At 70.6% G+C, this 22,245-nt stretch carries 21 protein-coding genes; 10 read left to right on the forward strand and 11 right to left on the reverse strand.

Annotated features, from left to right (window positions below):
- Positions 1-31 precede the first annotated feature (31 nt).
- Entirely contained in the window at positions 32-859 is an 828-nt protein-coding gene (locus AMYBE_RS0112910) for a DUF6597 domain-containing transcriptional factor (RefSeq protein WP_020659800.1), read from the forward strand.
- 23 nt (positions 860-882) lie between these two features.
- Here the strand turns inward: AMYBE_RS0112910 and AMYBE_RS0112915 are convergent, their stop codons facing one another.
- Positions 883-3,015: a bifunctional polysaccharide deacetylase/glycosyltransferase family 2 protein gene (locus AMYBE_RS0112915; protein ID WP_245573188.1), complete on the reverse strand. Its 2,133-nt coding sequence runs from the start codon at positions 3,013-3,015 to the stop codon at positions 883-885.
- A 49-nt stretch (positions 3,016-3,064) separates the two neighbouring features.
- Complete coding sequence (locus AMYBE_RS0112920) at positions 3,065-3,568, reverse strand: hypothetical protein (protein ID WP_154676185.1); 504 nt, start codon at positions 3,566-3,568, stop codon at positions 3,065-3,067.
- Between the two features lie 320 nt (positions 3,569-3,888).
- On the opposite strand from AMYBE_RS0112920, the gene AMYBE_RS0112925 reads away from it, so the two are divergent.
- The 4 genes from AMYBE_RS0112925 (at position 3,889) to AMYBE_RS0112940 (ending at position 7,417) form a co-directional block, all read left to right on the forward strand.
- Positions 3,889-5,070, forward strand: a complete 1,182-nt coding sequence (locus AMYBE_RS0112925) for a permease (protein WP_020659803.1) — start codon at positions 3,889-3,891, stop codon at positions 5,068-5,070.
- Positions 5,071-5,145: 75 nt separating this feature from the next.
- The gene (locus AMYBE_RS0112930; RefSeq protein WP_245573189.1) at positions 5,146-6,405 is read left to right on the forward strand and encodes an FAD-binding oxidoreductase; all 1,260 of its coding nucleotides are present in this window, start codon (positions 5,146-5,148) and stop codon (positions 6,403-6,405) included.
- Between the two features lie 16 nt (positions 6,406-6,421).
- Positions 6,422-7,024, forward strand: coding sequence for a dihydrofolate reductase family protein (locus tag AMYBE_RS0112935; RefSeq protein ID WP_020659805.1), 603 nt, complete (start codon positions 6,422-6,424; stop codon positions 7,022-7,024).
- 12 nt (positions 7,025-7,036) lie between these two features.
- Entirely contained in the window at positions 7,037-7,417 is a 381-nt protein-coding gene (locus AMYBE_RS0112940) for a PPOX class F420-dependent oxidoreductase (protein WP_020659806.1), read from the forward strand.
- Positions 7,418-7,427: 10 nt separating this feature from the next.
- Here AMYBE_RS0112940 and AMYBE_RS0112945 read toward each other — a convergent pair whose 3' ends face one another.
- Positions 7,428-8,270 (reverse strand): SDR family oxidoreductase, encoded by an 843-nt coding sequence (locus AMYBE_RS0112945; RefSeq protein WP_020659807.1) that lies wholly within the window; start codon positions 8,268-8,270, stop codon positions 7,428-7,430.
- Between the two features lie 96 nt (positions 8,271-8,366).
- Between AMYBE_RS0112945 and AMYBE_RS0112950 the strand changes: the two genes are divergently transcribed.
- Positions 8,367-8,918 carry a TetR/AcrR family transcriptional regulator gene (locus AMYBE_RS0112950; protein WP_020659808.1) on the forward strand — a complete coding sequence of 184 codons (552 nt, stop codon included), beginning with the start codon at positions 8,367-8,369 and terminating at the stop codon, positions 8,916-8,918.
- Here the strand turns inward: AMYBE_RS0112950 and AMYBE_RS0112955 are convergent, their stop codons facing one another.
- A complete protein-coding gene (locus tag AMYBE_RS0112955) occupies positions 8,919-9,833 on the reverse strand; it encodes a LysR family transcriptional regulator (RefSeq protein WP_020659809.1) in 915 nt (304 codons plus the stop codon).
- An 83-nt stretch (positions 9,834-9,916) separates the two neighbouring features.
- Here AMYBE_RS0112955 and AMYBE_RS0112960 point away from each other — a divergent pair, with 83 nt between their 5' ends.
- From AMYBE_RS0112960 to AMYBE_RS0112970, 3 genes are read left to right on the forward strand one after another with little or no spacing between them, the layout of a single operon-like run.
- Positions 9,917-10,624, forward strand: a complete 708-nt coding sequence (locus AMYBE_RS0112960) for a succinate dehydrogenase cytochrome b subunit (protein WP_154676186.1) — start codon at positions 9,917-9,919, stop codon at positions 10,622-10,624.
- Between the two features lie 2 nt (positions 10,625-10,626).
- Positions 10,627-12,555: a fumarate reductase/succinate dehydrogenase flavoprotein subunit gene (locus AMYBE_RS0112965; protein ID WP_027927615.1), complete on the forward strand. Its 1,929-nt coding sequence runs from the start codon at positions 10,627-10,629 to the stop codon at positions 12,553-12,555.
- Positions 12,552-13,295 carry a succinate dehydrogenase/fumarate reductase iron-sulfur subunit gene (locus AMYBE_RS0112970; protein WP_020659812.1) on the forward strand — a complete coding sequence of 248 codons (744 nt, stop codon included), beginning with the start codon at positions 12,552-12,554 and terminating at the stop codon, positions 13,293-13,295. The genes AMYBE_RS0112965 and AMYBE_RS0112970 overlap by 4 nt, the downstream gene beginning before the upstream one ends.
- Positions 13,296-13,455: 160 nt before the next feature.
- On the opposite strand, the gene AMYBE_RS0112975 is transcribed toward AMYBE_RS0112970, so the two are convergent.
- Together AMYBE_RS0112975 and AMYBE_RS0112980 are read right to left on the reverse strand one after the other, a co-directional pair.
- The gene (locus AMYBE_RS0112975) at positions 13,456-14,310 is read right to left on the reverse strand and encodes an SAM-dependent methyltransferase (RefSeq protein ID WP_020659813.1); all 855 of its coding nucleotides are present in this window, start codon (positions 14,308-14,310) and stop codon (positions 13,456-13,458) included.
- Positions 14,311-14,369: 59 nt separating this feature from the next.
- The gene (locus AMYBE_RS0112980; RefSeq protein WP_020659814.1) at positions 14,370-15,026 is read right to left on the reverse strand and encodes a hypothetical protein; all 657 of its coding nucleotides are present in this window, start codon (positions 15,024-15,026) and stop codon (positions 14,370-14,372) included.
- A 126-nt stretch (positions 15,027-15,152) separates the two neighbouring features.
- Here AMYBE_RS0112980 and pip point away from each other — a divergent pair, with 126 nt between their 5' ends.
- Positions 15,153-16,073 (forward strand): prolyl aminopeptidase, encoded by a 921-nt coding sequence (gene pip / locus AMYBE_RS0112985; protein ID WP_020659815.1) that lies wholly within the window; start codon positions 15,153-15,155, stop codon positions 16,071-16,073.
- Positions 16,074-16,175: 102 nt separating this feature from the next.
- Here pip and AMYBE_RS0112990 read toward each other — a convergent pair whose 3' ends face one another.
- The 5 genes from AMYBE_RS0112990 to AMYBE_RS0113010 are packed head-to-tail and all read right to left on the reverse strand — an operon-like array spanning position 16,176 to position 22,036.
- On the reverse strand, positions 16,176-16,700 hold the full coding sequence (locus tag AMYBE_RS0112990) for a dihydrofolate reductase family protein (RefSeq protein WP_020659816.1): 525 nt from the start codon (positions 16,698-16,700) through the stop codon (positions 16,176-16,178).
- A 60-nt stretch (positions 16,701-16,760) separates the two neighbouring features.
- Positions 16,761-18,386, reverse strand: a complete 1,626-nt coding sequence (locus tag AMYBE_RS0112995) for a dipeptide ABC transporter ATP-binding protein (RefSeq protein ID WP_020659817.1) — start codon at positions 18,384-18,386, stop codon at positions 16,761-16,763.
- A 4-nt stretch (positions 18,387-18,390) separates the two neighbouring features.
- Positions 18,391-20,079 (reverse strand): ABC transporter substrate-binding protein, encoded by a 1,689-nt coding sequence (locus tag AMYBE_RS0113000; protein WP_020659818.1) that lies wholly within the window; start codon positions 20,077-20,079, stop codon positions 18,391-18,393.
- 17 nt (positions 20,080-20,096) lie between these two features.
- A complete protein-coding gene (locus AMYBE_RS0113005; protein WP_020659819.1) occupies positions 20,097-21,098 on the reverse strand; it encodes an ABC transporter permease in 1,002 nt (333 codons plus the stop codon).
- Positions 21,095-22,036 carry an ABC transporter permease gene (locus AMYBE_RS0113010; protein ID WP_020659820.1) on the reverse strand — a complete coding sequence of 314 codons (942 nt, stop codon included), beginning with the start codon at positions 22,034-22,036 and terminating at the stop codon, positions 21,095-21,097. The genes AMYBE_RS0113005 and AMYBE_RS0113010 overlap by 4 nt, the downstream gene beginning before the upstream one ends.
- Positions 22,037-22,245: the final 209 nt, after the last annotated feature.

Genomic DNA, 22,245 nt, shown 5'->3' on the forward strand with positions numbered 1-22,245 from the left:
CGAACGGCCCGCCGGCCGGTTCGGTACGAAGATGGTCGAGTACCTCGAACGTCCGCCGCTGCCGGAACTGGCCGGCGTCGTTCGCACGGTCTGGCTGCAGCGCACCGGGGGCGAGCCCTACGTGCAACGGCATCTGCCGACCGGCGGCGTCGAAATCCATTGGCCGGTCGGGGGCGCTCCGCGGCTGCTCGGGCCGTTGACCGCGCCCCAGGTCGAGGTCATCCCGCCGGATACGACCATCGTCGGGGTCCGGTTCCGGCCGGGGGCGGCTCCGCCGTTGCCCGCCGGGCTGGACGAACTCGCCGATCAGCACCTCGGGCTTGCCCAGCTGTGGGCAGCGGACCCGGTCGAGGAAGCCGTCGCGCTCGCGCGAACGCCCGCCGAAGCGCTGACGGCGCTCCAGCGGCACCTCGTCCGCGAGTTTCGCCGGGCGGGTGGTCCGGACCGGCTGGTCGGCGAAGCGGTGCAGGTGCTGATGCCGTGGCACCCGCTCGGGGTCGACGCGGTGGCGGAGCATCTGTCGCTTTCGGTCAGCCAGCTCCGGCGGCGGTGCCTGCACGCGGTGGGGATGAGCCCGAAAGTCCTTCAGCGGACCTTGCGGTTCCAGGGCTTTCTGGCGCTGGCGCAGTCCGGTGCCGTCGCGTCCGGACGTCGCGGCGCCGACGGCACCGCCGGGCTGGCGATCGACGCCGGGTACGCCGACCAAGCGCACCTGAGCCGAGAGTGCCTCCGGCTGACCGGGCTGACCCCGAGCCGCCTACTCGGCGGCGATCTCGACCGGTGCGCGTGCGGCCACGACCATTTCGCGTCCTACGCCCCGTTCCTCGCCGGCCGGCGACGGCCGCCGCCGCGCCGCTGACCCGTTCGGCGCAAGCGAACCGGTCAGCGCCCCGCGCGGGCGGGTCCGGCCGTGTTCCGGTCTCCGCCGGATCCGGGCAAGGACCCGTATCGTTCCATCCGCTGCCAGCGCAGCCTCGCCCCGGCGACCGCGGTCACCGCGGACTGGATGACAACGAGGTACATCAGCTGCCGGTAGACGAACTGCTGCAGCGGCAGGCTCCACAACGGACCCGGTCGCTCGCCGTCCAGGCGGAACGCGTACAGGCCCATGAACAGCTGCAGCAGCAGGAACCCGAGCCACACGCCGAGCACCCGGACCGGGTCGAGGAAGATCAGGCCGTACAGCGCGAACACGTCGACCGCCGGGGCGAGCAGCGGCAGCAGCACCTGGAACAGCAGCAGGTAGCCCAAACCTCGACGGCCCAGCTTCCCGGCCTGGCCGCGCTGCCGCAGCGCGGCCCGGTGCTTCCACATCGCCTGCATGGTGCCGTAGCACCAGCGGTAACGCTGGCGCCACAACGCGCCCAGCGAAGCCGGCGCCTCGGTCCAGGCGATCGCCTCCTCCTGGTAGACGACGCGCCAGCCGTCGCGGCTCAGTGCCATCGTCAGGTCGGTGTCCTCGGCCAGGGTGTTGTCCGGCACGCCGCCCGCGCGACGCAGCGCCGAGCGGCGGAACGCGCCGACCGCACCGGGGACGGTCGGCATGCATTCGGCGAGGTCGAACAGCCGGCGGTCCAGGTTGAAGCCGACCACGTATTCGATGTGCTGCCACCGCCCGAGCAAGCCGCCCCGGTTGATCACCTTCGCGTTGCCCGAAACCGCTCCGACCCGTCGGTCGGCGAACGGCTGCACCAGCTTCCGGACCGTGTCCGGCTCGAAGACGGTGTCGCCGTCGACCATCACCACCAGCTGGCACGACGCGTGCGCGATGCCGGTGTTGAGCGCGGCCGGTTTGCCGCCGTTGCGTTGCCGGATCACTCGGACCCGAGGCAGCCGCAGCGCTTCGGCCAGGTCGGCGGTGCCGTCGGTGGAGCCGTCGTCCACGACCAGGATCTCGACCGGATGGTCGGACGCCGCCAGCGAACGGACCGCGGCCTCGATCCCGGCGCTCTCGTTGTAGGCGGGCACGATCACGGTCACCGGCTCGGTCACCGGCCCCGCGCTCTGCCAGGGCTGCGCTGTCCGCTTGTGCCGCCGTGCGGCCGCCAGGGTCACCGCCGCGCGGAGCACGCTCAACGCTCCGGCTGCGTAGAGCAGCCAGTTCAGCACGTTCAAAAGCCAGCCGCTGCCGGTCAGGATCCAGATCAGCGCGAGCCCGAGCCAGTGCTCGGCCCAGGACGCCGGTTTCATCGCCCCGGTCAGCCCGGTCGCGGAGCTGACCGTGCCCACCGCGATTCCCTGCCGCTGGTACTCGGTGAGCAGCCGGTCGAGCGCCGCCACCGACTGCGACCGGTCGCCGCCGGCGTCGTGCATCAGCACCACCTGGCCGGCCTTCGCGTCCGCCAGGCCGCCCGCCACGATCCGGTCGACGCCCGGGCGCTGCCAGTCCTCGGTGTCCCGGGTGGTCAGCACCGTCAGGTAGCCGTCGGCACCGGCCTGCTGGACAGCGGCCCAGTCGGCGTCGTCCAAGGCGTCGTTGACCGAGGAGTACGGCGGCCGCAGCAACGTGGTGGTCCGGCCGGTGGCACCGGCCAGCGCGAGCTGCGTTTCGCGCAGCTGCACCGTCCGCTGCCAAGCGGGGATCAGGCCCAGGTTCGGATGGGTGAAGGTGTGCACGCCCACCTCGTGGCCGTCGCCGACGACCTGCTGGACCAGTCCGGGCTCGGCGACCACCTGAGTGCCGACCATGAAGAACGTCGCATGGACCTGGTGCTTGCGCAGCACTTCGAGGATCTTCGGGGTCCACTCCGGGTCCGGCCCGTCGTCGAAGGTCAGCGCGACGGTCCCGGCTCGCGGCCGGGCGGTCCGCGGCTGCCCGTTCTCCAGCGAAACCACCGGCCCGCCCGCGGAGACCGACGCGGGAACCTGGCCCGAGCTGCCCTGGGACTGGCCCGCCCCGTCCGGTGTGCTGCCGAACCGGTGCTGCGTGTACCCCTCGATCAGCAGCGCGCAGCTGAGCGTGACCACGAGAACGGCCAGCAGCAGCCAATGCGTCCGCGGCGGCACGTCGCGCACGCGCACATGACGCCCGCTCGGTCGGCGAGTTCTGTTCATGTCGGTGCGGTCACGCCTTCTTCGTCGGAGTCGCGCGTTTTGTCTGCCCCGGCGGGGTGAATGTCGGATTCCGGCCCGGTGCTGACGCCGACGGTGCGGTGCTCGGCGGAGCGGGCGCGGTGGTCAGCGCCGGTGCGCCCGCGGGCGTCGTCCCGACCGCGGCCGGCCGGGTGGTGCGCGACGCTTCGGGCGCCCGGGAATGCACGGCCGGACTGCTCGTCGGCGCGGTCGAGCCCGGCGCTTCGGTCTGTTCCGGCGCAGCATGGTTGCCGGGCAGCGCCGAGTCCGGCAGCGGCAGGATTGCGCGCGGCAGTCCTGGTCCGCCGAGCAACGTGCTGACCAGCAGAACGAGGTAAGCGAGCGCGGGCGCGGCCAGGAACCATCCGAATCGCCGCACGCGGCTGCGCCGCTGTCCGCTGCCGTCGACGAACACCGGGCCCTCCTCCGGAGACCCTGCTTCCGGGGAAAGCAGGACCACAGTGGGTCTGTCCGGGTCGGTCGGCGCATCGTGCATGGCGTCAGACACTAATCGGCGCGCCCCCTTCGCGCGACGGTGGCCTCGCCCACGACCGGCCGGTGGGAACTTGACGTTCGGCGGCCGGATCCGGTCGGGAAATCCCGTCGATGCGCGGCCGAAGATCAAGAACCGCAACCGGATCCGTCGATCCGACACCGGCTGCGGGGTCCACATCGGACAGTCTGGCTCGCGGGCGGACGGCCGCGCGAGCGAAGGACGCCATGGAATCTGGTGCCCGGCAAAGAAGAAAGTTTCCGACCGGGGCGAGTACCGTTGCCCGGGACGGGTATCCGGCCGGGCGAGGAGGTGCGTTGACGATGTCCGCGATAGGGCACGCGCTGGCGGTGGCCGGGTCCATGACCTGGGAGATCCTCTGGGCCCTGATCCTGGGATTCCTGCTGTCCGCGGTGGTGCAGGCGGCGGTGCGGAAAGCCACGATCGTCCGGCTGCTCGGCGACGACCGGCCGCGCACCCTCGCGGTGGCGTCCCTGCTCGGCGCGGCGTCCTCGTCGTGCTCCTACGCGGCGGTCGCGCTGGCGCGGTCGCTGTTTCGCAAGGGCGCGCACTTCACCGCGGCGATGGCGTTCGAAATCGGCTCCACCAATCTGGTGGTCGAGCTGGGCGTCATCATGGCGCTGCTGCTGGGCTGGCAGTTCACCGCCGCGGAGTTCGTCGGCGGCCCGCTGATGATCGTCCTGGTCGCGGTGCTCTTCCGGGTGCTGGTGCGGAAGCGGCTGCTCGCGCAGGCCCGGGAGCAGGCGGAGCGAGGGCTGGCCGGTTCGATGGAAGGGCACGCCGCGATGGACATGTCCGTGCCGGGCGAAGGCTCGTTCCGGCGGCGGCTGTTCTCCCCGGCCGGATTCACCTCGGTCGCGCACGTGTTCACCATGGAATGGGCAGCGATCCTGCGGGATCTGGTCGTCGGGCTGCTGATCGCCGGCGCGGTCGCGGCGTGGGTGCCGGATTCGTTCTGGCAGGCGTTCTTCTTCACCGGGCACCCGCTGGCGTCCGCGCTGTGGGGGCCGCTGATCGGGCCGGTCGTCGCGATCCTCTCGTTCGTCTGCTCCATCGGCAACGTCCCGCTCGCGGCGGTGCTGTGGAACGGCGGCATCAGCTTCGGCGGCGTCGTCGCGTTCATCTTCGCCGACCTGCTGATCCTGCCGATCCTCGCGATCTACCGGAAGTACTACGGCATCCGGATGACGCTGGCGCTGCTGGGGATCTTCTACGCCGCGATGGTCGGCGCCGGCTATCTGGTCGAGCTGCTGTTCGGCACGTTCGGCCTGATCCCGCGGGAACGCTCGGCGACCGTGCTGTCCGAGGGCATCTCCTGGAACTACACCACCTGGCTCAACATCGCGTTCCTGCTTCTCGCCGCGGTGCTGCTGGTCCGGTTCTTCCGCACCGGCGGCAGGGAAATGCTGCGGATGATGGGCGGTTCGCCGGACGCGATGGCCGCGCACGACTCGCCGGGACGCGACGACCGCCCCGCGTCCTGATCCTCGCCATGCCTGATTCTCGCCATGCGCGATTCGTTCAAGAAAGGGCTCCGGCGAATCCGTAGCGTCCGGTCCGTGACCGACCTGAGTGCGCTCGACGTCCTCGCCCCCGGCGACCCGGCCTACGAGGCCGGCCTCCCCGCCGTCCGGTGTGCGCGGCCGCGGCTGGTCGTGCGATGCCACTCGGTGTCGGACGTCCGCACTGCGATGGCGTACGCCGCCGCGACCGGGGAGCGCGTCGTGCCGCGCGGGGGCGGGCACTGCTTCGCCGGCCGGTCGTCGACCGACGGCATCGTGCTCGATCTTTCTCCGCTGGACCGGATCAGCGTCGCCGGCGGAACCGCTACGGTCGGCGCGGGTGCCCGGCTCGGGCCGCTGTACACGGCGCTGCACCACGTCGGCCAGACCATTCCCGCGGGGTGCGGGGACACCGTGGGCGTCGCCGGAGTGACGCTCGGCGGCGGCATCGGAATGCTCGGCCGCCGTTACGGGCTCACCTGCGACCGGCTCGTCGGTGCGCAGGCGGTGCTCGCGGACCGCAGCGTCGTCGCCTGCGACCAGGAGCGCGAACCCGACCTGTTCTGGGCGCTGCGCGGTGCCGGCGGCGGCCAGTTCGGCATCGTCACGGAGTTCCGGTTCGCCACGGTGGCGGAGCCGAGCGCGTACCGGATCCACGGCAGCTGCGCCGGTACCGAACGGCTCGTCGCAGCCTGGCAGGACTGGGCTCCGGACGCGCCCGACTGGCTCACGCTGAACCTCACGCTCGACTCCGGCAGCGCGACACTGTTCGGAGCCGCCGTCGCTCCCCCTGGCACGCCCGAAGCGGTCGCCGCACTTCTTCGCGACTTCGCCGCGCTCGCCGGTCTTCCGCATGCGATCAGCTTCAGCCCGAGCACGCCCTACAGCACGGTGAAGTCCTCCTTTGCCGGCCTCGATGCGGACGACGAGCCGCGGCGGATCCGGTCGGAGTTCTTCTCCCGACCGATGTCCGGCTGTACTGTCCGGACGCTTCTGCAGCGGCTAAGCGGCGACCGGCGACTCGCGTTCACCGCGATGGGCGGCGCGTACAACCGGGTGGCCGAAGAGGCCACCGCGTTCGCCCATCGGAGTACCCGGTACCTGCTCGAGCACATCGCCGAGCCGGGCGATCCGTGGGTGGACGAGTCCTGGGCGGTCGCGCACGCCGAAGGCACCGGCCGCGTGTACCCGAATTTTCCCGACCTCGCGCTGCGCGACCCGGCGGCGGCGTACCACGCGGCCAACCACCGACGGCTGGCCGAGATCAAGCGCACCTACGACCCCGGCCGCGTTTTCGATTTTCCGCAGGCTGTCTGAGCAGAAGGACTTCGGAATGACCAAAGTGTTCAGCGCACTGTCCGTTTCCGTCGACGGCTACATCAGTGGCCGCCGCCCCGAAGGAGCCGACGAAACCGGCAGTGGGCTCGGCGACGCGGGAACGCTCTTCGACTGGTACTTCACCGGCGACACCCCGAGCACTGTCTTCGACGGCTTCAAGCTCGCCGCGCCCAGCGCGAAGGTGTTCGACAGCCTCGCGAGCCGGGTCGGGGCTACCGTGGTCGGGCATGCGACCTACACCCACTCCAGCCATTTCGCGGGCGGCGGGCCGCATCCGAGCGCGCCGTTGTTCGTTGTCAGCCACCAGAAAGTGCCCGAGCTCAGCGGAACCCAGACCTGGGCCGCGACCGTGCAGGAGGCCGTCGAAAGCGCTCGGGCGGCGGCCGGCGAGAAGGACGTCGCGCTGATGGGCGGCGTCTTGGTCACCGAGGCGATCAAAGCCGGGCTGGTCGACGAAGTGATCCTGCACCAGGTGCCGCTCCTGCTCGGCGGCGGACGCGCGTTCTTCCGCGAACTCCCCGAGCAGGTCCGGCTTCGGCTCGTCGACGCCGTGCCGGCACCCGGCGTCACGCACCTGCACTACGAAATCCTCCGCTGAAAGGACGAAAGAATGCTCGATCCCCGAATCCGCCCGATCCTCGAAGGCGCCCCGATCGCCCACCTCGCCACCGTCCTCCCGGACGGCGGACCGCACGTCGTTCCGGTGTGGATCGGCACGCACGACGAGCGCATCGTCTTCCTGACCGGACCGGGCAGCCGCAAGGCGCGCAATCTCCAGCGCGACCCGCGAGCGGCGATTTCGCTTACCCCGCCGGACAACCCGTTCGAGCCGATCCTCATTCGCGGGCGAGTCGCGCAGTGGCTCGACGGCGACCCGGCGTGGGAGATCATCGACCGGGTGGCCGTGAAGTACATCGGACAGCCCTACTCGCGGGAGCTGGACCGGGTCGTCGGGCTGATCGAACCCGAGTGGCAGCACGCCGGGATGTGAACGGCCGCGCTCAGAAGACGACGGACTCCGCCACGTCGCGTTGTGCTTCGAGCTGGCCCAACCGGTTCGTCAACGCGGCATGGACGATCTCGTAGGTGTCCGGGCCCAGTGCGAGGCGCAGTGGCGGGTCCGGCCGCAGGGTGGTCTCGTACAGCACCGCGGCGATCTTGGCGGGATCGCCGGTCAGCTCACTGTCTTCAATCGACTCCAGGTACCGGCGCATCCGGCCGACCGGGTTGTCGCGGTACGGGCCGGTTTCGGTCGTGTACTGCAGCGCGGCGGCGAAGCCGGTCCGGGTCGCGCCGGGCTGCGCGATGGTGAGATGGATCCCGAACTCGGCGACCTCCCGCGCGACGCTCTCCGAGTAGCCTTCCAGCCCCCACTTCGCGGCGTGGTACGCGCTGTGCGTCGGCGCGCCGATCTGGCCGCCCAGGCTGGAGATCTGGATGATCCGGCCGCCGCCGCGGGCCCGCATCGGGGCCAGGAACGCCTTCGTGATCAGGATCGGCGCGATCAGCAGCACCTCGAGCTGGTCGCGGATCTGCGCGGCGGTCATTTCCTCGGCGGCGCCGACGACGGCGTAACCGGCGTTGTTCACTACGACGTCGACCGGCCGGTTCCGCTGGACCCGGCCGATCACCGCTGTGACGTCCTCCGGGTTCAGCAGATCGAGCCGTTCGACGGTCAGTTGCGCGCCGAAGGCAGCGGCGAGATCGCGCAGCGCGTCCGGCCGTCTGACCGTGGCGGTGACGTACTCGCCTCGGCGAAGGGCCTCGCCGACCAGATGGCGGCCGAGGCCGCCGGACGCTCCGGTGACGAACCAGTGCCGCGCGGCGCTGGACGGTGCAGACATCGAGGGCCTCCCACGGGTTAGAGTTAAGCGGAACCCATTCCGGTTAACCTCGAAGATATCCGGAATGGATTCCGGTTAGCAACCCGGGAGGAACCCATGGCCGACGCTCCACGCCGCACCAGGCGCGACGCGCTCGAGAACCGGGCGCGGCTGCTGGAGGTCGCCGCCCAGGCGTTCGCGGAGCACGGGCTCGCCACCGCGCCGGCGGCGATCGCGAAGAAGGCCGGCGTCGGCGTCGGCACTCTCTACCGGCACTTCCCCACCCGGGAAGCACTCATCGACGCGGCCTACCGCCACCAGCTCGCCGCGGTCTGCGAACGCGCACCCGCCCTGCTGGCGGAACACCCGGCAGAGGAAGCGTTCCGCCGATGGCTGACCGGTTTCCTGGACTACGTCCGCGCGAAGCACGGCATGTCCGAGGCCCTCAACGCGGTGATCGCCTCCGGCGTCGACCCGTACTCGGACAGCCGGACGATGCTGCTGCACGCGATCGGCACGTTCCAGGCCGCGGACGGCGCGCTCCGGGCCGACGTCCCGTCCGAGGACGTCCTGCTCCTCATCGGCGGGGTCGCCTACTCCGCGCAGCACTGCGAAGAGCCGCAGGCGAGCCGGCTCATCGACCTCGTACTGGCCGCGCTGGCCCGCTGATCACCGGCCGACCATCGAACTCATGCCCGGCGGCAGCTGCCCGCCGAGATAACGGATCACGGCGTCCTGCAACGCTCGCGCCGCCCGCGGCTGTTCGACGTCGCGCCGGTAGGCGAGCCGGACCACCCGGCTCAGCCCGGGTTCGGTGAACCTCGTCCGCCGGAACCGGTCCCCCACCACGGTGCTCGGCACGACCGCGAGCCCCAGCCCGGCCTGCACCAGCTCCAGCACCGCGTCCATCTCGCCGCCTTCGATCGCGAAGAGCGGGTCGAACCCCTCGGCGCGGCAAGCGTTCACCGTCGCCTCCCGCAAGTCGTAGCCCTGCCGGAACATCACGAGCGGCCGGTCCCGCAGCGCGGCGATCGGCATCCGGCCGCGTACCGGGGCGGGCGCGCCCTTGGCCGAGATCACCACCAGATCCTCGACGAACAACGCACGGCTCTCCAGCCGGGGATCGTCGTGCACCCGGCTGTCGACGATCATCGCCAGGTCGAGAGCGCCTTCCGACAAAGCGGTCTGCAGATCGCGCGACCCGCTTTCGTGCAGCACCAGCTCGATGCCCGGGTAGTCGCGGCGGAACGCGGCGAGCATCGCCGGCAGCAGGCCGGTGCACAGGCTGGGCGTCGCGCCGAGCCGCACGCGGCCGCGGCCCAGCTCGTCCAGCTCGCGGATCGCCCGGTACGCGTTCTCCGTTTCGGCGAGGATGCGGCGCGCGATCGGCAGCAGAGTCTCGCCCGCTTCGGTGAGCGTGACGTTGCCCCGGATCCGGTTGAACAACGCCGCGCCGACATCGCGTTCCAGCGCGCGGATCTGTTGCGACAGCGAGGGCTGCGCCACTCGCTCCTGTTCCGCGGCCCGGGTGAAGTGCCGCGTCTCGGCCACGGCCAGGAAGTACGCCAGCTGCTGGAACTGCATACCTCTAAGCATAGGCGCTGCCTATCATGTCCAGAGAAAGCATGTGTTTGCCCTCTCGTCAGCCGCGACCTACCGTCGACGGCGTGGCACTCGCACCCGCACCGCCGCGCCGTCGCCCGGCGCTCGTGACGTTCTGGCATTCGACCATCGGCAAGAAAGCCGTGATGGCCGTGACCGGCCTGATGTTCGTCGCGTTCCTGTTCGTGCACATGGCCGGGAACCTCAAGGTTTTCCTCGGACCACAGCACTTCGACGACTATTCGGCCTGGCTGCGCACCATCGGCGAGCCGGTGCTGCAGCAGACCTGGTATCTCTGGGCGCAGCGGATCGTGCTGCTCGTCGCGTTGGCGCTGCACGTGACCGCGGCGGTCCAGCTGTCCAAACGGGACCGTCGCGCCCGCCCGGTGAAGTACGCGCACGGCCGGCGACGCAAAGCCAGCTTCGCCACGCACACCATGCGCTGGGGCGGCGCCACACTCGCGCTCTACCTCGGGTGGCACATTCTCGATCTCACCGTCGGCGTCGCCAACCGGGACTTCCAGGACGGGCATCCTTACCACAACGTCGTCGCCGACTTCCAGGTCTGGTGGGTCAACCTGATCTACATCGTCGCGCTGCTCATGCTCGGCCTGCACATCAACCACGGCTTCTGGAGCGCCGCGCAGACCCTGGGCATCGCGGGCAAGGCCCGGGACCGTGCCCTGAAAACCGTCGGAACCGTGCTCGCCGTCGTGATCACCGGCGGTTTCCTGATCGTGCCGATCGCCGTCATGGCGGGATGGGTGGCCTGACCATGACCGACTACACGATCGGCGACCCGATCGCCGACGCCAAGGCGCCGGAAGGCCCGATCCAGGACCGCTGGGACGCCCGCCGGTTCGCCGCGAAGCTGGTCAACCCGGCGAACCGGCGCCGGCACCGGGTGCTCGTCGTCGGCACCGGGCTCGCCGGCGCGTCCGCCGGAGCGACGCTCGCCGAACAGGGCTACCAGGTGGTCCAATTCTGCTTCCAGGATTCGCCGCGGCGCGCGCATTCGGTCGCCGCGCAGGGCGGGATCAACGCGGCGAAGAACTACCGCAACGACGGCGATTCGGTCTACCGGCTCTTCTACGACACGGTCAAGGGCGGCGACTTCCGGTCCCGCGAGTCCAATGTGTACCGGCTGGCGCAGGTCTCCGCGCAGATCATCGACCAGGCGGTGGCGCAGGGCGTGCCGTTCGCCCGGGAGTACGGGGGCCTGCTGGACACCCGGTCCTTCGGCGGGGTGCAGGTGCAGCGGACGTTCTACGCGCGCGGCCAGACCGGACAGCAGCTGCTGCTCGGCGCGTACCAGGCGCTCTCCCGGCAGATCGACGCCGGCACGGTGGAAATGCATCCGCGCACGGAGATGCTGGACCTGGTCGTGGTGGACGGCCAAGCACGCGGGATCGTCGCCCGCGATCTGGTGACCGGCGAAATGACGACGCATCTCGCGGACGCCGTCGTGCTGGCGACTGGCGGCTACGGGAACGTTTTCTACCTGTCCACCAACGCGAAGGGGTCGAACGCGACGGCGATCTGGCGCGCGCACAAACGCGGCGCGTACTTCGCCAACCCGTGCTTCACGCAGATCCATCCGACCTGCATCCCGCGGTCGGGCGACCATCAGTCGAAGCTGACCCTGATGAGCGAGTCGCTGCGCAACGACGGGCGGATCTGGGTCCCGAAGCAGGCCGGCGATCCGCGTCCGCCGCAGGACATCCCGGAGTCCGAACGGGACTACTACCTGGAGCGGATGTATCCGAGCTTCGGGAATCTGGTGCCGCGCGACATCGCGTCGCGGGCGGCCAAAAACGTGTGCGACGCCGGGCTCGGAGTCGGACCGGGCGGCCTCGGGGTGTACTTGGACTTCGCCGACGCGATCGCCCGGATGGGACGAGCCGCGGTGGAAGCCCGGTACGGGAACTTGTTCGACATGTACGAGCGGATCACCGCGGAGAACCCGTACCAGGTGCCGATGCGGATCTATCCGGCCATCCACTACACGATGGGCGGACTGTGGGTCGACTACGACCTGCAGAGCACGGTGCCCGGGCTGTTCGTGATCGGGGAGGCCAATTTTTCCGACCACGGGGCCAACCGGCTGGGCGCGTCCGCGTTGATGCAGGGGCTTGCCGACGGGTACTTCGTACTGCCGTCGACGGTGAACGACTACCTCGCCCGAGGGTCTTTTCCCGAGCTCGACGCGGCGGATCCGGCCGTCGCCGCGGCGGAAGCCGCGGTGCGGGAACGGTTGGCGCGGCTGCTGTCGGTCGGCGGGACCCGGAGCGTGGACTCGTTCCATCGCGAGCTCGGGCACCTGATGTGGGACCACTGCGGGATGTCGCGGTCCGAGGAAGGACTGCGGAAGGCGCTGGAGCGGGTGCCGGAGCTGCGCGCCGAGTTCTGGCGCGACGTCCGCGTTCCGGGCACCGGGGCCTCGCTGAACCAGGAACTCGAGAAGGCCGGCCGGGTCGCGGACTTTCTCGAACTCGCCGAGCTGCTGCTGCTCGACGCCCTGGTGCGGGAAGAGTCCTGTGGCGGGCATTTCCGGGAGGAGCACCAGACCGGGGACGGCGAGGCCCAGCGGGACGATCTCCGGTTTTCGCACGTTTCCGCTTGGGAGTACGGGGAACAGCCGGTGCTCCATCGGGAAGTGCTGGAGTTCGACCATGTTCACCCTACTCAGCGGAGTTATACGTGAAACTCACCTTGCGCGTGTGGCGGCAGGCCGGCCCGGACGACGCCGGGCGGCTGGTCGAATATCCAGTGGACGACGCCAGTCCGGACATGTCGTTTCTCGAACTGCTGGACGTGGTGAACCAGCGGATCATCGAGGACGGCGGCGAGCCGGTCGCGTTCGATCACGACTGCCGGGAAGGGATCTGCGGGTCGTGCGGGGTGGTGATCAACGGACAGGCGCACGGACCGGAGCGCACGACCGCCTGCCAGCTGCATCTCCGCTCGTTCTCCGACGGCGACGTGGTGGACGTGGAACCCTGGCGGGCCCGGGGTTTTCCGGTGATCAAGGATCTGGTGGTGGACCGGTCCGCGTTCGACCGGATCGTCGGGGCAGGCGGGTACGTGAGTGTCGCCACCGGGAGCGCGCCCGAGGCACACGCGACACCGGTGGCCAAGCCGGTCGCGGATCTGGCCTTCGACAACGCCATCTGCATCGGGTGCGGGGCTTGTGTCGCGGCTTGCCCGAACGGGTCGGCCACGTTGTTCACCGCGGCCAAGGTGGCGCATTTGAATTCCCTGCCGCAGGGGGAAGTCGAGCGGGAGCGGCGCGTGCTGGGGATGGTGGCGGCGATGGATGCGGAAGGGTTTGGCGGGTGCACCAACACCGGGGAGTGTGTTTCGGTGTGTCCTCAGGGGATTCCGCTGGCGAGCATCGGGTCGCTCAACCGGGAGTTCCTTCGGGCCAGCCGACGGGTTCGATAAGGGATCGTCGCGGCTTCGGATCAGCCCCGCCGGCTGGGGCGTGTTCCGTGAAGGGCCCCTTCGGGGAATCTAGGTCCGTCAGGGGCCCCTTCAGGGAATCCAAGTCCCCCAAGGGGCCCCTCACGGACTTGGCCGGGTGGTCCCGCAGCCAAGTGCGGCTCTAGATCTTGCGGCCGACGACGCCCGCGACGCACTTGGCCGCGTCGCTCAGCGGGCGCAGCCTGGGCCCGTCCTGCCACCATTCGTCGGCGACCGACAAGCCCGGGCCGTCGGTGCGGTTCGGCGGGAGCAGGTCCAGCCCGGCCAGCATGTCCTCGATCTCGGCGCGGGTGCGAAACCGCCCGGCGCCGAGCGGGCCGGCTACCAGGATGCCTTCGATCCGCTTCGCGACGGCGGTCAGCTCGGGGATCTCGGGGTCGTAGAAGTGCGCCATCGCGACGAAAGAGCCAGGCGCGAGCGCGTCGAGGTACTGGCGCATCACGGCGGACGCGCCGTCGCCCTCGTAGTGGTGCATGGTGCCGATGTGCAGCAGTGCCACCGGCTCCGAGAAGTCGAGGCACTCGCGCACCGTCTCGTGCTGCAGCACGTCCTGCGGCTCGAAGATGTCCGCTTCGACCATGTGCGTGAACTCGTTGTCCTCCAGCAGCGCGCGCCCGGTCGCGAGGACCACCGGGTCGTTGTCGACGTAGACCACCTGCGCGTCGCGGCGGTAGCGCTGCACGATCTGGTGGGTGTTCTCCGCGGTCGGCAGGCCGGAACCGCAGTCGAGGAACTGGCGGATGTCGGTCTGGCTGGCCAGCATCCGCAGCACGCGGTTGTGGAAACCGCGGTTGCCGCGGGCGATGTGCACCGCTTCCGGAACCGCCGCGCTGATCTTTTCCATGACCGCGCGGTCCACCTCGTAATGGTGGTTTCCGCCGAGGAAGCCGTCGTAGATGCGGGCGATGCTCGGCCGGTTCGGGTCCACCCCCACCGGCACCTGGCTGGGCGACAACGGGGACGACGAGCCGGTCATGGACACCTCGGGGAGCAGTCAGGTCGGCAGTGACCCGCTCACAGTAGTACTCCGGCCGGTCACCCGCGCCAGTGCTCGGGCACCGGGTAGCCCGCTTCGCTCCATTGCTGCAGATAGGAACTGACCGCGGCTCCGAACGAGTCGCCGCCGGGGCCGGGCGGCTGGTTCGCGCCGTCCGGCGGGCCCTGCGTCGGCTGGGTGCGCCGCGGCGCCGGGCGGCTGGTCGGCCGGACCGACGTGTCGCGCACCTGACCGGTGATCGCGGGCGGGGCCGGAGACGCGCTGAGCGTGCTCACCGCGGGCGGTGCCTCGGACTGCCGGGTCGGCGCCGGCGGCACCACCGGTTGCCCGTCCGATCCGCCGGGCGACGGCCACAACGCCCACGCGCCCAAGCCGGCGCACAGGACCACGGCGGCGCCGGCGACGACGCTGTAGCGCATCGGTCGCCGCGTGACCGGCGGCGCGGTTTCCCTCGGCGGCGCGGTGGCTTCGACGGCGGGTGCCGGGCCGCGCGCCGCGAGCTGCTCGGCCGCCGAGCCGGTGGACCCGTCGAGCACGCCGCCGAACGCCGAGGACGTCGCTTCGGCCCGCTGAACGCGGGGCCGCACGAGCGGCGGGGGTTCGGTGCCGTCGATCCGGGGCATCGGGGCGGTTTCGGACAGCCGCACCAGATTGGCGACCGACTCCAGGTCGCTGCCGGACTCCGGGTTCCCCATCCAGACCTCCAGCCCGTTCGCGCGCCCGACGCCGCCAGATCCTAGGGACCCCCGGCTGGCGCTGTAAACCCGGTCCGTGCGTGATCCAGTACTGTCTGCCGGGCCGATGCGACGGGAGGGTCCGCCATGGCGGGTTATTCGGCGGAAATCACCGATTCGGGCCTGCTCGACGTCGGCGACGGGCAGCGGATCTGGTGGGACGCCTCCGGCGCGCCGGACGGCAAGCCGGTGCTGACCGTGCACGGCGGCCCCGGCGGAGGCGGCACCCAGTTCGGCCGGCGGGGCTTCGATCCGGCGAAGTTCCGCGTCGTGTCCTTCGACCAGCGCGGCTGCGGGCGGAGCACGCCGAACGTCGCGGACCCGTCAGTCGGCCTCGACCGCCACACGACCGACCGGCTGATCTCCGACATGGAGCGGCTGCGCGTCCGCCTCGGCATCGAAAAGTGGCTGCTGTACGGCGGTTCCTGGGGCACGACGCTGACGCTGGCCTACGCGCAGCGGCATCCGTCGCGGGTGAGCGGCCTCGTGCTGCTCTCGACGTTCACCTCCACCGCCGACGAGGTCGAGTGGCTCTACGGCGGTCTCCGGCGGCTGCTGCCCGCGCAGTGGGCGGAGTTCCGGGCTGTCGGCGACCTGGCCGGGTACTCGCGGCTGCTGGCGAGCCCGGACCGGAACGTCCAGCTGCGAGCCGCGCGCGCTTGGTGCGCTTGGGAGGACGCGGTCGTCGCGCACGAGTCCGGCGGCGGGCACAGCGACCTGCCGGACGACGACCTGATCGCATTCGCCCGGCTTTGCGCGCATTACTACCGGCATCACGCGTGGCTGGACGACGATCAGCTGCTGCGCGGACTCGACCGGCTGGCCGGGATTCCGGCGGTGCTGATCCATGGGGCGCTGGACTGGGGCGCGCCGTTGGCGAAGGCGTGGCAGCTGGCGCAGGCTTGGCCCGAGGCGGAGCTGATCGTGATCGAGGACGCGGGGCACCTCGGGAACGCTGCGTTCGGGAAGGCAGTGCTGGAGACGATCGCGCGGTTCGAGGACCGCTGAGCTCCCGCGCGGCCGGGCGAGTATGCCGTGAAGGGAACATTGGCGGACTCAGAGTCCCTCAATGTTCCCTTCACGGACAGAAAAGCGACACCGGGCGATCCCTCACGGCACCACCCGATACCGCAGCGTCGTCCCCCGCTGCCAGCTCAATTCCAGCCCGACCGGCGGACCAGAGCGCGAGAACAACCGCACCCCGTCCCCCAGCAGCACCGGCATCACCATCACCTCGACCTCGTCCAGCAACCCCGCCCCGACACACGCCAGCCCCACGCTGGCCCCCAGCACGTTCACTGTCTTCTCCCCCGCGGCGGCCTGCGCCAACGCGACTCCCTCAGCCAGCGAAGCGCAGTACGTCACCCCCGCCGCCGCAGGCAACGGCTGCCGCGTCAGCACTACCTGCGGACCGTCCCAGCCGCAGCCGAACGCTTTTCCCTCGCCTTCGGTCCCGCGATACGGGTCGTCCCCACAGAACGTGCGCCGGCCCACCAACAGCGCACCGGTCTCCGCGGCCAGTGCATCCGCGGCGGGGTTCGGCCCGGTGTAGGCGGCCAGCCAGCTCATGTCCCCGCCCGGGCCGGCGATGAAGCCGTCCAGCGACATCGCCGCCGAGTACAGCAGTGTGCCCATGTCGAAAGCCTTCCGTGTCGGTTTCCGGTACCGACTCCCCACGGCCCGGAAACTCATCGGTCAGCCCGACAGCGCCCGCCAGGCTTCCCGCCGTTCCCGCTGCAGGTCCGGGTCCGCGACCGGAGCCGCGGCGACCAAGCGGCGCGTGTAGTCCTCCCGCGGCGCGCCGAGCACCGATTCGACCGGGCCCTCCTCGACCACCTTGCCGTGGTGCAGCACGACCACCCGGTCCGCGACTCGTTCCACCACGGCCAGGTCGTGGCTGATGAACAGGCACGCGAAGGCCAGCTCCCGCTGCAGGTCGGCGAGCAGGTCGAGCACCGACGCCTGAACCGAAACGTCCAGCGCGCTGGTCGGTTCGTCGGCGATCAGCAGCCGCGGCCGCAGCGCCAGCGCGCGGGCGATGCCGACGCGCTGCCGTTGTCCGCCGGAAAGTTCGTGCGGGTACCGGCCGCTCCAGTCCGGGTCGAGCCGGACCGCGGACAGCAGCTCCGCCACGCGTGCTCGGTGGTCGCCGCGGTCGCCGTGCACTACCAGCGGTTCCGCGATGCTCGCGCCGATCGTCGCGCGCGGGTTGAGCGCGGACGCCGGGTTCTGGAACACCACCCCGATCTGCCGCCGGATCTCCCGCCGCTCGCGCGCCGAAGCACCGGCCAAGTCCACCCCGTCGACCTGCACTGTGCCCGACGACGGCGGGACCAGCCCGGTCAGCACCGACGAGATCGTGCTCTTTCCGGAGCCGGACTCGCCGACCAGGCCGAGGACCTCGTCGGAGCCGATCGTGAACGAAACCCCGTCGACCGCCCGCACCGCGGGAGCGCCGCCGCCGACCCGGTAGGAGACCGCCAGGCCGGTCACCGACACCAGCGGCGCCGAGGACGGCCGCACCGCCCCGGCCGGCGAGGAACCCAGCGACAGCACCGAATCCAGCAGCTCCCGGGTGTAGTCCGCCCGCGGCGCGGCGAACAGCCCGGCGACCGTGTTCTGCTCGACCACCTGGCCCTCGCGCAGCACCACCACCCGGTCCGCCACGTCCGCGACCACGCCCATGTCGTGCGTGACGAGCAGGATCGCCGTGCCGAGCCGGTCCCGCAGCGACCGCAGCAGCTGCAGGATCCCGGCTTGCACGGTCACGTCGAGCGCGGTCGTCGGCTCGTCCGCGACGAGCAGCGACGGCTCGTGGATCAGCGCCAAGGCGATCACCACGCGCTGCAGCTGCCCGCCGGACAGCTCGTGCGGGTACGCGCGCAGCACCCGCCGGGCGTCCAGCTCGACCAGCTCCAGCAGCTCCTGCGCCCGGGCCCGCGCCTGCGCGCGCGGCACCGTCCGGTGCGCCCGCACCGCGTCCACGAGCTGGGTGCCGATCCGGAACACCGGGTTCAGCGCGCTCATCGGCTCCTGGAACACCATGCCGATCTCGCCGCCGCGCACCGCGCGCAGCGCCGGACCGTCCAATGTGTACAGATCGCGGCCGGCGAGCACCGCCGAGCCGGTCACCGTCGCGGTGTCCGGCAGCAGGCCGAGCAGCGACAGCGCGGTCACCGACTTGCCGGAACCGGACTCCCCGACCAGGGCGACGACCTCGCCGGGGTGCACGTCGAAACTCGCCTCGCGAACCGCGGTGGCGCCGGCGGCGCCGCTGAACCGGATCGAGACGTCGCGCAGGGACAGCAGCTGTTCGGACACGGGATTACTTCGCCAAGCCCATCTGGAGGTAGTTCGGGTACGCCGGGAACGCGCCGATAACGAAGTCGCCGACCTTCGCGCCGTGCAGGAACGAGTTGCGCGTGTAGATCAACGGCACGACCGGCGAGTCCTGCATGATCCGCTTGTCCGCCTGTGCCCACAGCTTGCCGGCCGCGGCCGGGTCGACGGTGCCCTGTGCCTGCTGGATCAGCGCGTCGACTTCGGGCGCTGAGTAGCGGGCCTCGTTGTACCCGCCGTTGCCGATCTCCGAGGTGGCGAACAGCGGCTCGATGTTCGCGTTGGCGCTCGGGAAGTCCGGCTGCCACGAACCCAGCGTCAGGTCGTAGCTGCCGTCGTTGCCGGTCACCAGGGTTTCCCAGGCGTCCTCGTCCAGCGGGCGCAGCTTCGTGCGGATGCCGGCCCGCTCCAGCGCGGCCTGGATGGCCTGCGCCTTGTCCGAGTCGTTGTTGGCGGTCGACACCGGAAAGTCCAGATTGTCGATGCCGTTCGGGAAGCCGGCTTCGGCCAGCAACTGCTTGGCCTTCGCGACGTCGCCGGTAGGCGGCGCCTGGTACAGGTCGTACACCTCGCGCCCGGCGATGCCTTCGGTGATCAGCGTGGTGGCGACCGGACCGGCCAGGTCCACGCTGCCCGCCACGGCGACCTGGAACGCGGTCTTGTCCACCGCGTACTGGAACGCCTGGCGCACCTTCACGTTGGCCAGCGGGCCGCGCTTGGTGTTGAGCGCCAGGTACGCCAGCGCACCGGACTTCGACGTGACGAGCTGGTTCTTCGCCGCGGGATTGGTGCGGATCTGCGCCAGCTGCGCCGGGTTCACGAAGGCCGCGCCGAACGCGAACGCGTCGTTGCCCTGGCTGGCCAGCAGCCGCTTCGCGATGACACCGGTGTCCTGGCCCATCTGGATCACGATCGAGTCCGGCAGGCCGGTGCGCGCCAGGTCGGTCTTCACGTCCCAGTTCGGGTTGCGGACGAACTTGACCTGCACGCCCTTCTGGTAGGTCTCGACCTGGTAGGGACCGGAGGCGACCGGCCTCGAGTCGAAGGTCACGTCGGTGCCCTTGCCCTTGGGCACCGGGGCGAACGCGGGCATGCTCGCGATCCACGGCCAGTCGCCGTACGGGCGGGCGAGGTGGAAGACGATGGTCTTCGGGTCCGGCGTCTCGATCGAAGCCAGTTCGCCGTTCTTGAACGGCCCCTTGTAGTCGCCGCCTCCGACCAGCAGGTTCTTGTGGTAGCTCAGCCCGCCGGAGAACGCCGCGTCGAACGAGCGCTCGATGCCGTACTTGATCTCCGCGCTGGTGATCGGCGTGCCGTCGGCCATCTTCAGGCCGTCCTTGAGCGTGTAGGTCCACGTCTTGCCGTCGGCGCTGGCCCGGCCGGTGTCGGTGGCCAGGTCCGGGACCACGGTGGCCGGGCCGTCCGCGGAGGTCTTCCACGCGGTGAGCCTGCGGTGGATCAGGCTGATCGTGGTGATCGCCAGGTTCTGGCTCTTCGCCGGGTCGAGGTGCTGGCTGGTGGTGTCGGTGAGGATGTACAACGTCCCGCCGGACGCCACGGTCACCGCGCCCCCGCCGGAAGACTGCTCGTTCGCGTTGCACGCGGCGAGGAACGCCCCTGCCCCAGTGGCCGTGGCGGTGATGCCCAGCGCTTTCAGGAAGTCCCTGCGATCCATGGTTTTCCGTTCCCTTTCTACGAACTGACCCGAGCCCGGGGGTCGAGCGCCCCATAGAGCACGTCCACCGCGAAGTTCGCGAGGACGACGAAGAAGGCGGCGAACAGGCTTACGCCCATCAGCACCGGCAGGTCCACCTGGTGCACCGCGTCGACGAGCAGACCGCCGAGGCCGGGCAGCGCGAACACCCGCTCGGTGATCACCGCTCCGCCGAGCAGCGCGCCGAGGTCCACCGCGAACACCGTGACCACCGGCAGCAGCACGTTGCGCAGCGCGTATTTCCCGACGACCGTCCGCTCCGGCAGGCCGACCGCCCGCGCGGTACGGATGAAGTCCTCGCCCATGATCTCCAGCATCTGGCCGCGCGAGAGCCGGGCGTACATCGCGGCGTTGATGAACGCCAGCACCAGCCACGGCAGCACGAGGTGCCAGGCCCAGTCGACCGGACTCTGCGCGAACGGCACGTACCCGTTGACCGGGACCACGTCGAGCGTGAAACCGAACAGCAGGATCCCCAGCAGCCCCACCAGGTACGCCGGCGCGGACACCCCGGCCAGCGTCACCGTCATCGCGGCGCGGTCGGCGAACTTGCCGCGGCGCAGCGCGGAGAACACGCCGGTCGCGACGCCGGCGATCAGCCAGATCACCGCCGCGCCGACAGCCAGCGAAACGGTGACCGGAAGCCGGTCCCCGATCAGCGCCAGCACCGGCTCGTTCTGCTGGAACGAGTAGCCGAAGCAGGGTGCCGAGCAGACGATCGCGGTCACGCCGGAGCCGAACGTGCGGCCGGTGAAGATTCCGCCGAGGAAGTCGAGGTACTGCTGGGTCCACGGCTTGTCGAAGCCCATGAATTCCCGGGCCAGCGCCAGGTTTTCCGGCGTGCACGGCTTCCCGCAGGACATCTGCGCCGGGTCGGTGGGCAGCAGGTAGAACACCGCGAAGGTGGCGAAGCTGACCACGAGCAGGACGCCGAGCATCCCGAGCAGGCGGATGCCCACGAAACGCAGGGGCCGGTTCATCGGCGCACCGCCGTCTTCGGGTCGAGCGCGTCGCGAAGCCCGTCGCCGAGCATGTTGAACGCCAGCGTCGCGACGAACAGCGCGGCCCCGGGGAAGATCAGGAACATCGGATCGGTCTGCACCCAGTTGATCGCGTCGCTGATGGACCGGCCCCAGCTCGGCGTGGGCGGCGGGATGCCGACGCCGAGGAACGAGAGGGCGGCCTCCAGCCCGATGTTCGCCGGGATGGTCACGGTCGCCAGCACGATGATCGGCGCCCACAGGTTCGGCAGCAGCTCGTGCCGGAACACGTGCCCGCCGCCCGCGCCGAGCGCTCGGGCCGCCTTGACGAAGTCGCGGTTGCGCAGGCTGAGCGTCTGCGCGCGGACGACCCGGGCCACCTTCGGCCAGCCGAACAGGCCGATCACCGCGATCAGCAGCAGCGGACGAGGGATCGACTGCGGAGCGACCGCGCCGAGCGCGATCATGAAGATCAGCTGCGGGAATCCGAGGAGCACGTCGGTCACCCGGCTCACCACGGTGTCCCACCAGCCGCCGGCGTATCCGGCGCTCGCGCCGAGCAGCACGCCCAGCAGCACCGAAACGACAGTCGCGGCGAGCCCGATCAGGAACGATGTGCGCGCGCCGTACGCGACGACCGCGAACAGGTCGCGTCCGGTCAGCGGCTCGACGCCGAACCAATGGCTGCCGCTGATGCCGCCGAGAAATCCGGCTCCGGTTCCGTCCGCCGGATTCAGCAGTTCGGTGTGGTAGGTGTAGGGGTCCTGGCCCTCGATCAGCGCGAGCAGCGGCGCGGCGAGAGCGGTGACGATCACCAGCACGATGACGACGGCGCTGGCCTGGGCCCAGCGGTCGTGCCGCAGCGTGCGCCACAGGTTCCGCGACGCCGGAGCGGCCGCCGGGACCGGGGCGCCGCCCGGCGACAGGATGTCGGACAACGGTTCCCCATGCAGATCAGCGTTACTTGACGACGTGACAGTAAAGAACCTGAAGGAAATTCACCATGATGGCTTAGACCATCTCGCATCGTGAGATCCGGACGGCTTCTCTGCCACCGCCGCCGGTGATGCCGTTTACGCAGGTCGCCGGCGACCCGGCGGTTCGGACAGCACGCCGGGCGAACGATCTTCCCGCCACCGTTGTCGTC

Origin of the sequence: Amycolatopsis benzoatilytica AK 16/65 (assembly GCF_000383915.1) — a bacterium.
GTDB lineage: Bacteria > Actinomycetota > Actinomycetes > Mycobacteriales > Pseudonocardiaceae > Amycolatopsis > Amycolatopsis benzoatilytica.

What these genes read in the sequence shown, in the direction of transcription:
- AMYBE_RS0112925 (WP_020659803.1), top strand. Translation starts at nt 3,889, where the DNA reads ATGTCCGCGATAGGGCACGCGCTGGCGGTGGCCGGGTCCATGACCTGG.
- AMYBE_RS0112955 (WP_020659809.1), bottom strand. Translation starts at nt 9,833, where the DNA reads ATGCAGTTCCAGCAGCTGGCGTACTTCCTGGCCGTGGCCGAGACGCGG.
- AMYBE_RS0112965 (WP_027927615.1), top strand. Translation starts at nt 10,627, where the DNA reads ATGACCGACTACACGATCGGCGACCCGATCGCCGACGCCAAGGCGCCG.
- AMYBE_RS0112935 (WP_020659805.1), top strand. Translation starts at nt 6,422, where the DNA reads ATGACCAAAGTGTTCAGCGCACTGTCCGTTTCCGTCGACGGCTACATC.
- AMYBE_RS0113000 (WP_020659818.1), bottom strand. Translation starts at nt 20,079, where the DNA reads ATGGATCGCAGGGACTTCCTGAAAGCGCTGGGCATCACCGCCACGGCC.
- AMYBE_RS0112945 (WP_020659807.1), bottom strand. Translation starts at nt 8,270, where the DNA reads ATGTCTGCACCGTCCAGCGCCGCGCGGCACTGGTTCGTCACCGGAGCG.
- AMYBE_RS0112990 (WP_020659816.1), bottom strand. Translation starts at nt 16,700, where the DNA reads ATGGGCACACTGCTGTACTCGGCGGCGATGTCGCTGGACGGCTTCATC.
- AMYBE_RS0113005 (WP_020659819.1), bottom strand. Translation starts at nt 21,098, where the DNA reads ATGAACCGGCCCCTGCGTTTCGTGGGCATCCGCCTGCTCGGGATGCTC.
- AMYBE_RS0112910 (WP_020659800.1), top strand. Translation starts at nt 32, where the DNA reads ATGGTCGAGTACCTCGAACGTCCGCCGCTGCCGGAACTGGCCGGCGTC.
- AMYBE_RS0112940 (WP_020659806.1), top strand. Translation starts at nt 7,037, where the DNA reads ATGCTCGATCCCCGAATCCGCCCGATCCTCGAAGGCGCCCCGATCGCC.
- AMYBE_RS0112975 (WP_020659813.1), bottom strand. Translation starts at nt 14,310, where the DNA reads ATGACCGGCTCGTCGTCCCCGTTGTCGCCCAGCCAGGTGCCGGTGGGG.
- pip (WP_020659815.1), top strand. Translation starts at nt 15,153, where the DNA reads ATGGCGGGTTATTCGGCGGAAATCACCGATTCGGGCCTGCTCGACGTC.
- AMYBE_RS0112950 (WP_020659808.1), top strand. Translation starts at nt 8,367, where the DNA reads ATGGCCGACGCTCCACGCCGCACCAGGCGCGACGCGCTCGAGAACCGG.
- AMYBE_RS0112920 (WP_154676185.1), bottom strand. Translation starts at nt 3,568, where the DNA reads ATGCACGATGCGCCGACCGACCCGGACAGACCCACTGTGGTCCTGCTT.
- AMYBE_RS0112980 (WP_020659814.1), bottom strand. Translation starts at nt 15,026, where the DNA reads ATGGGGAACCCGGAGTCCGGCAGCGACCTGGAGTCGGTCGCCAATCTG.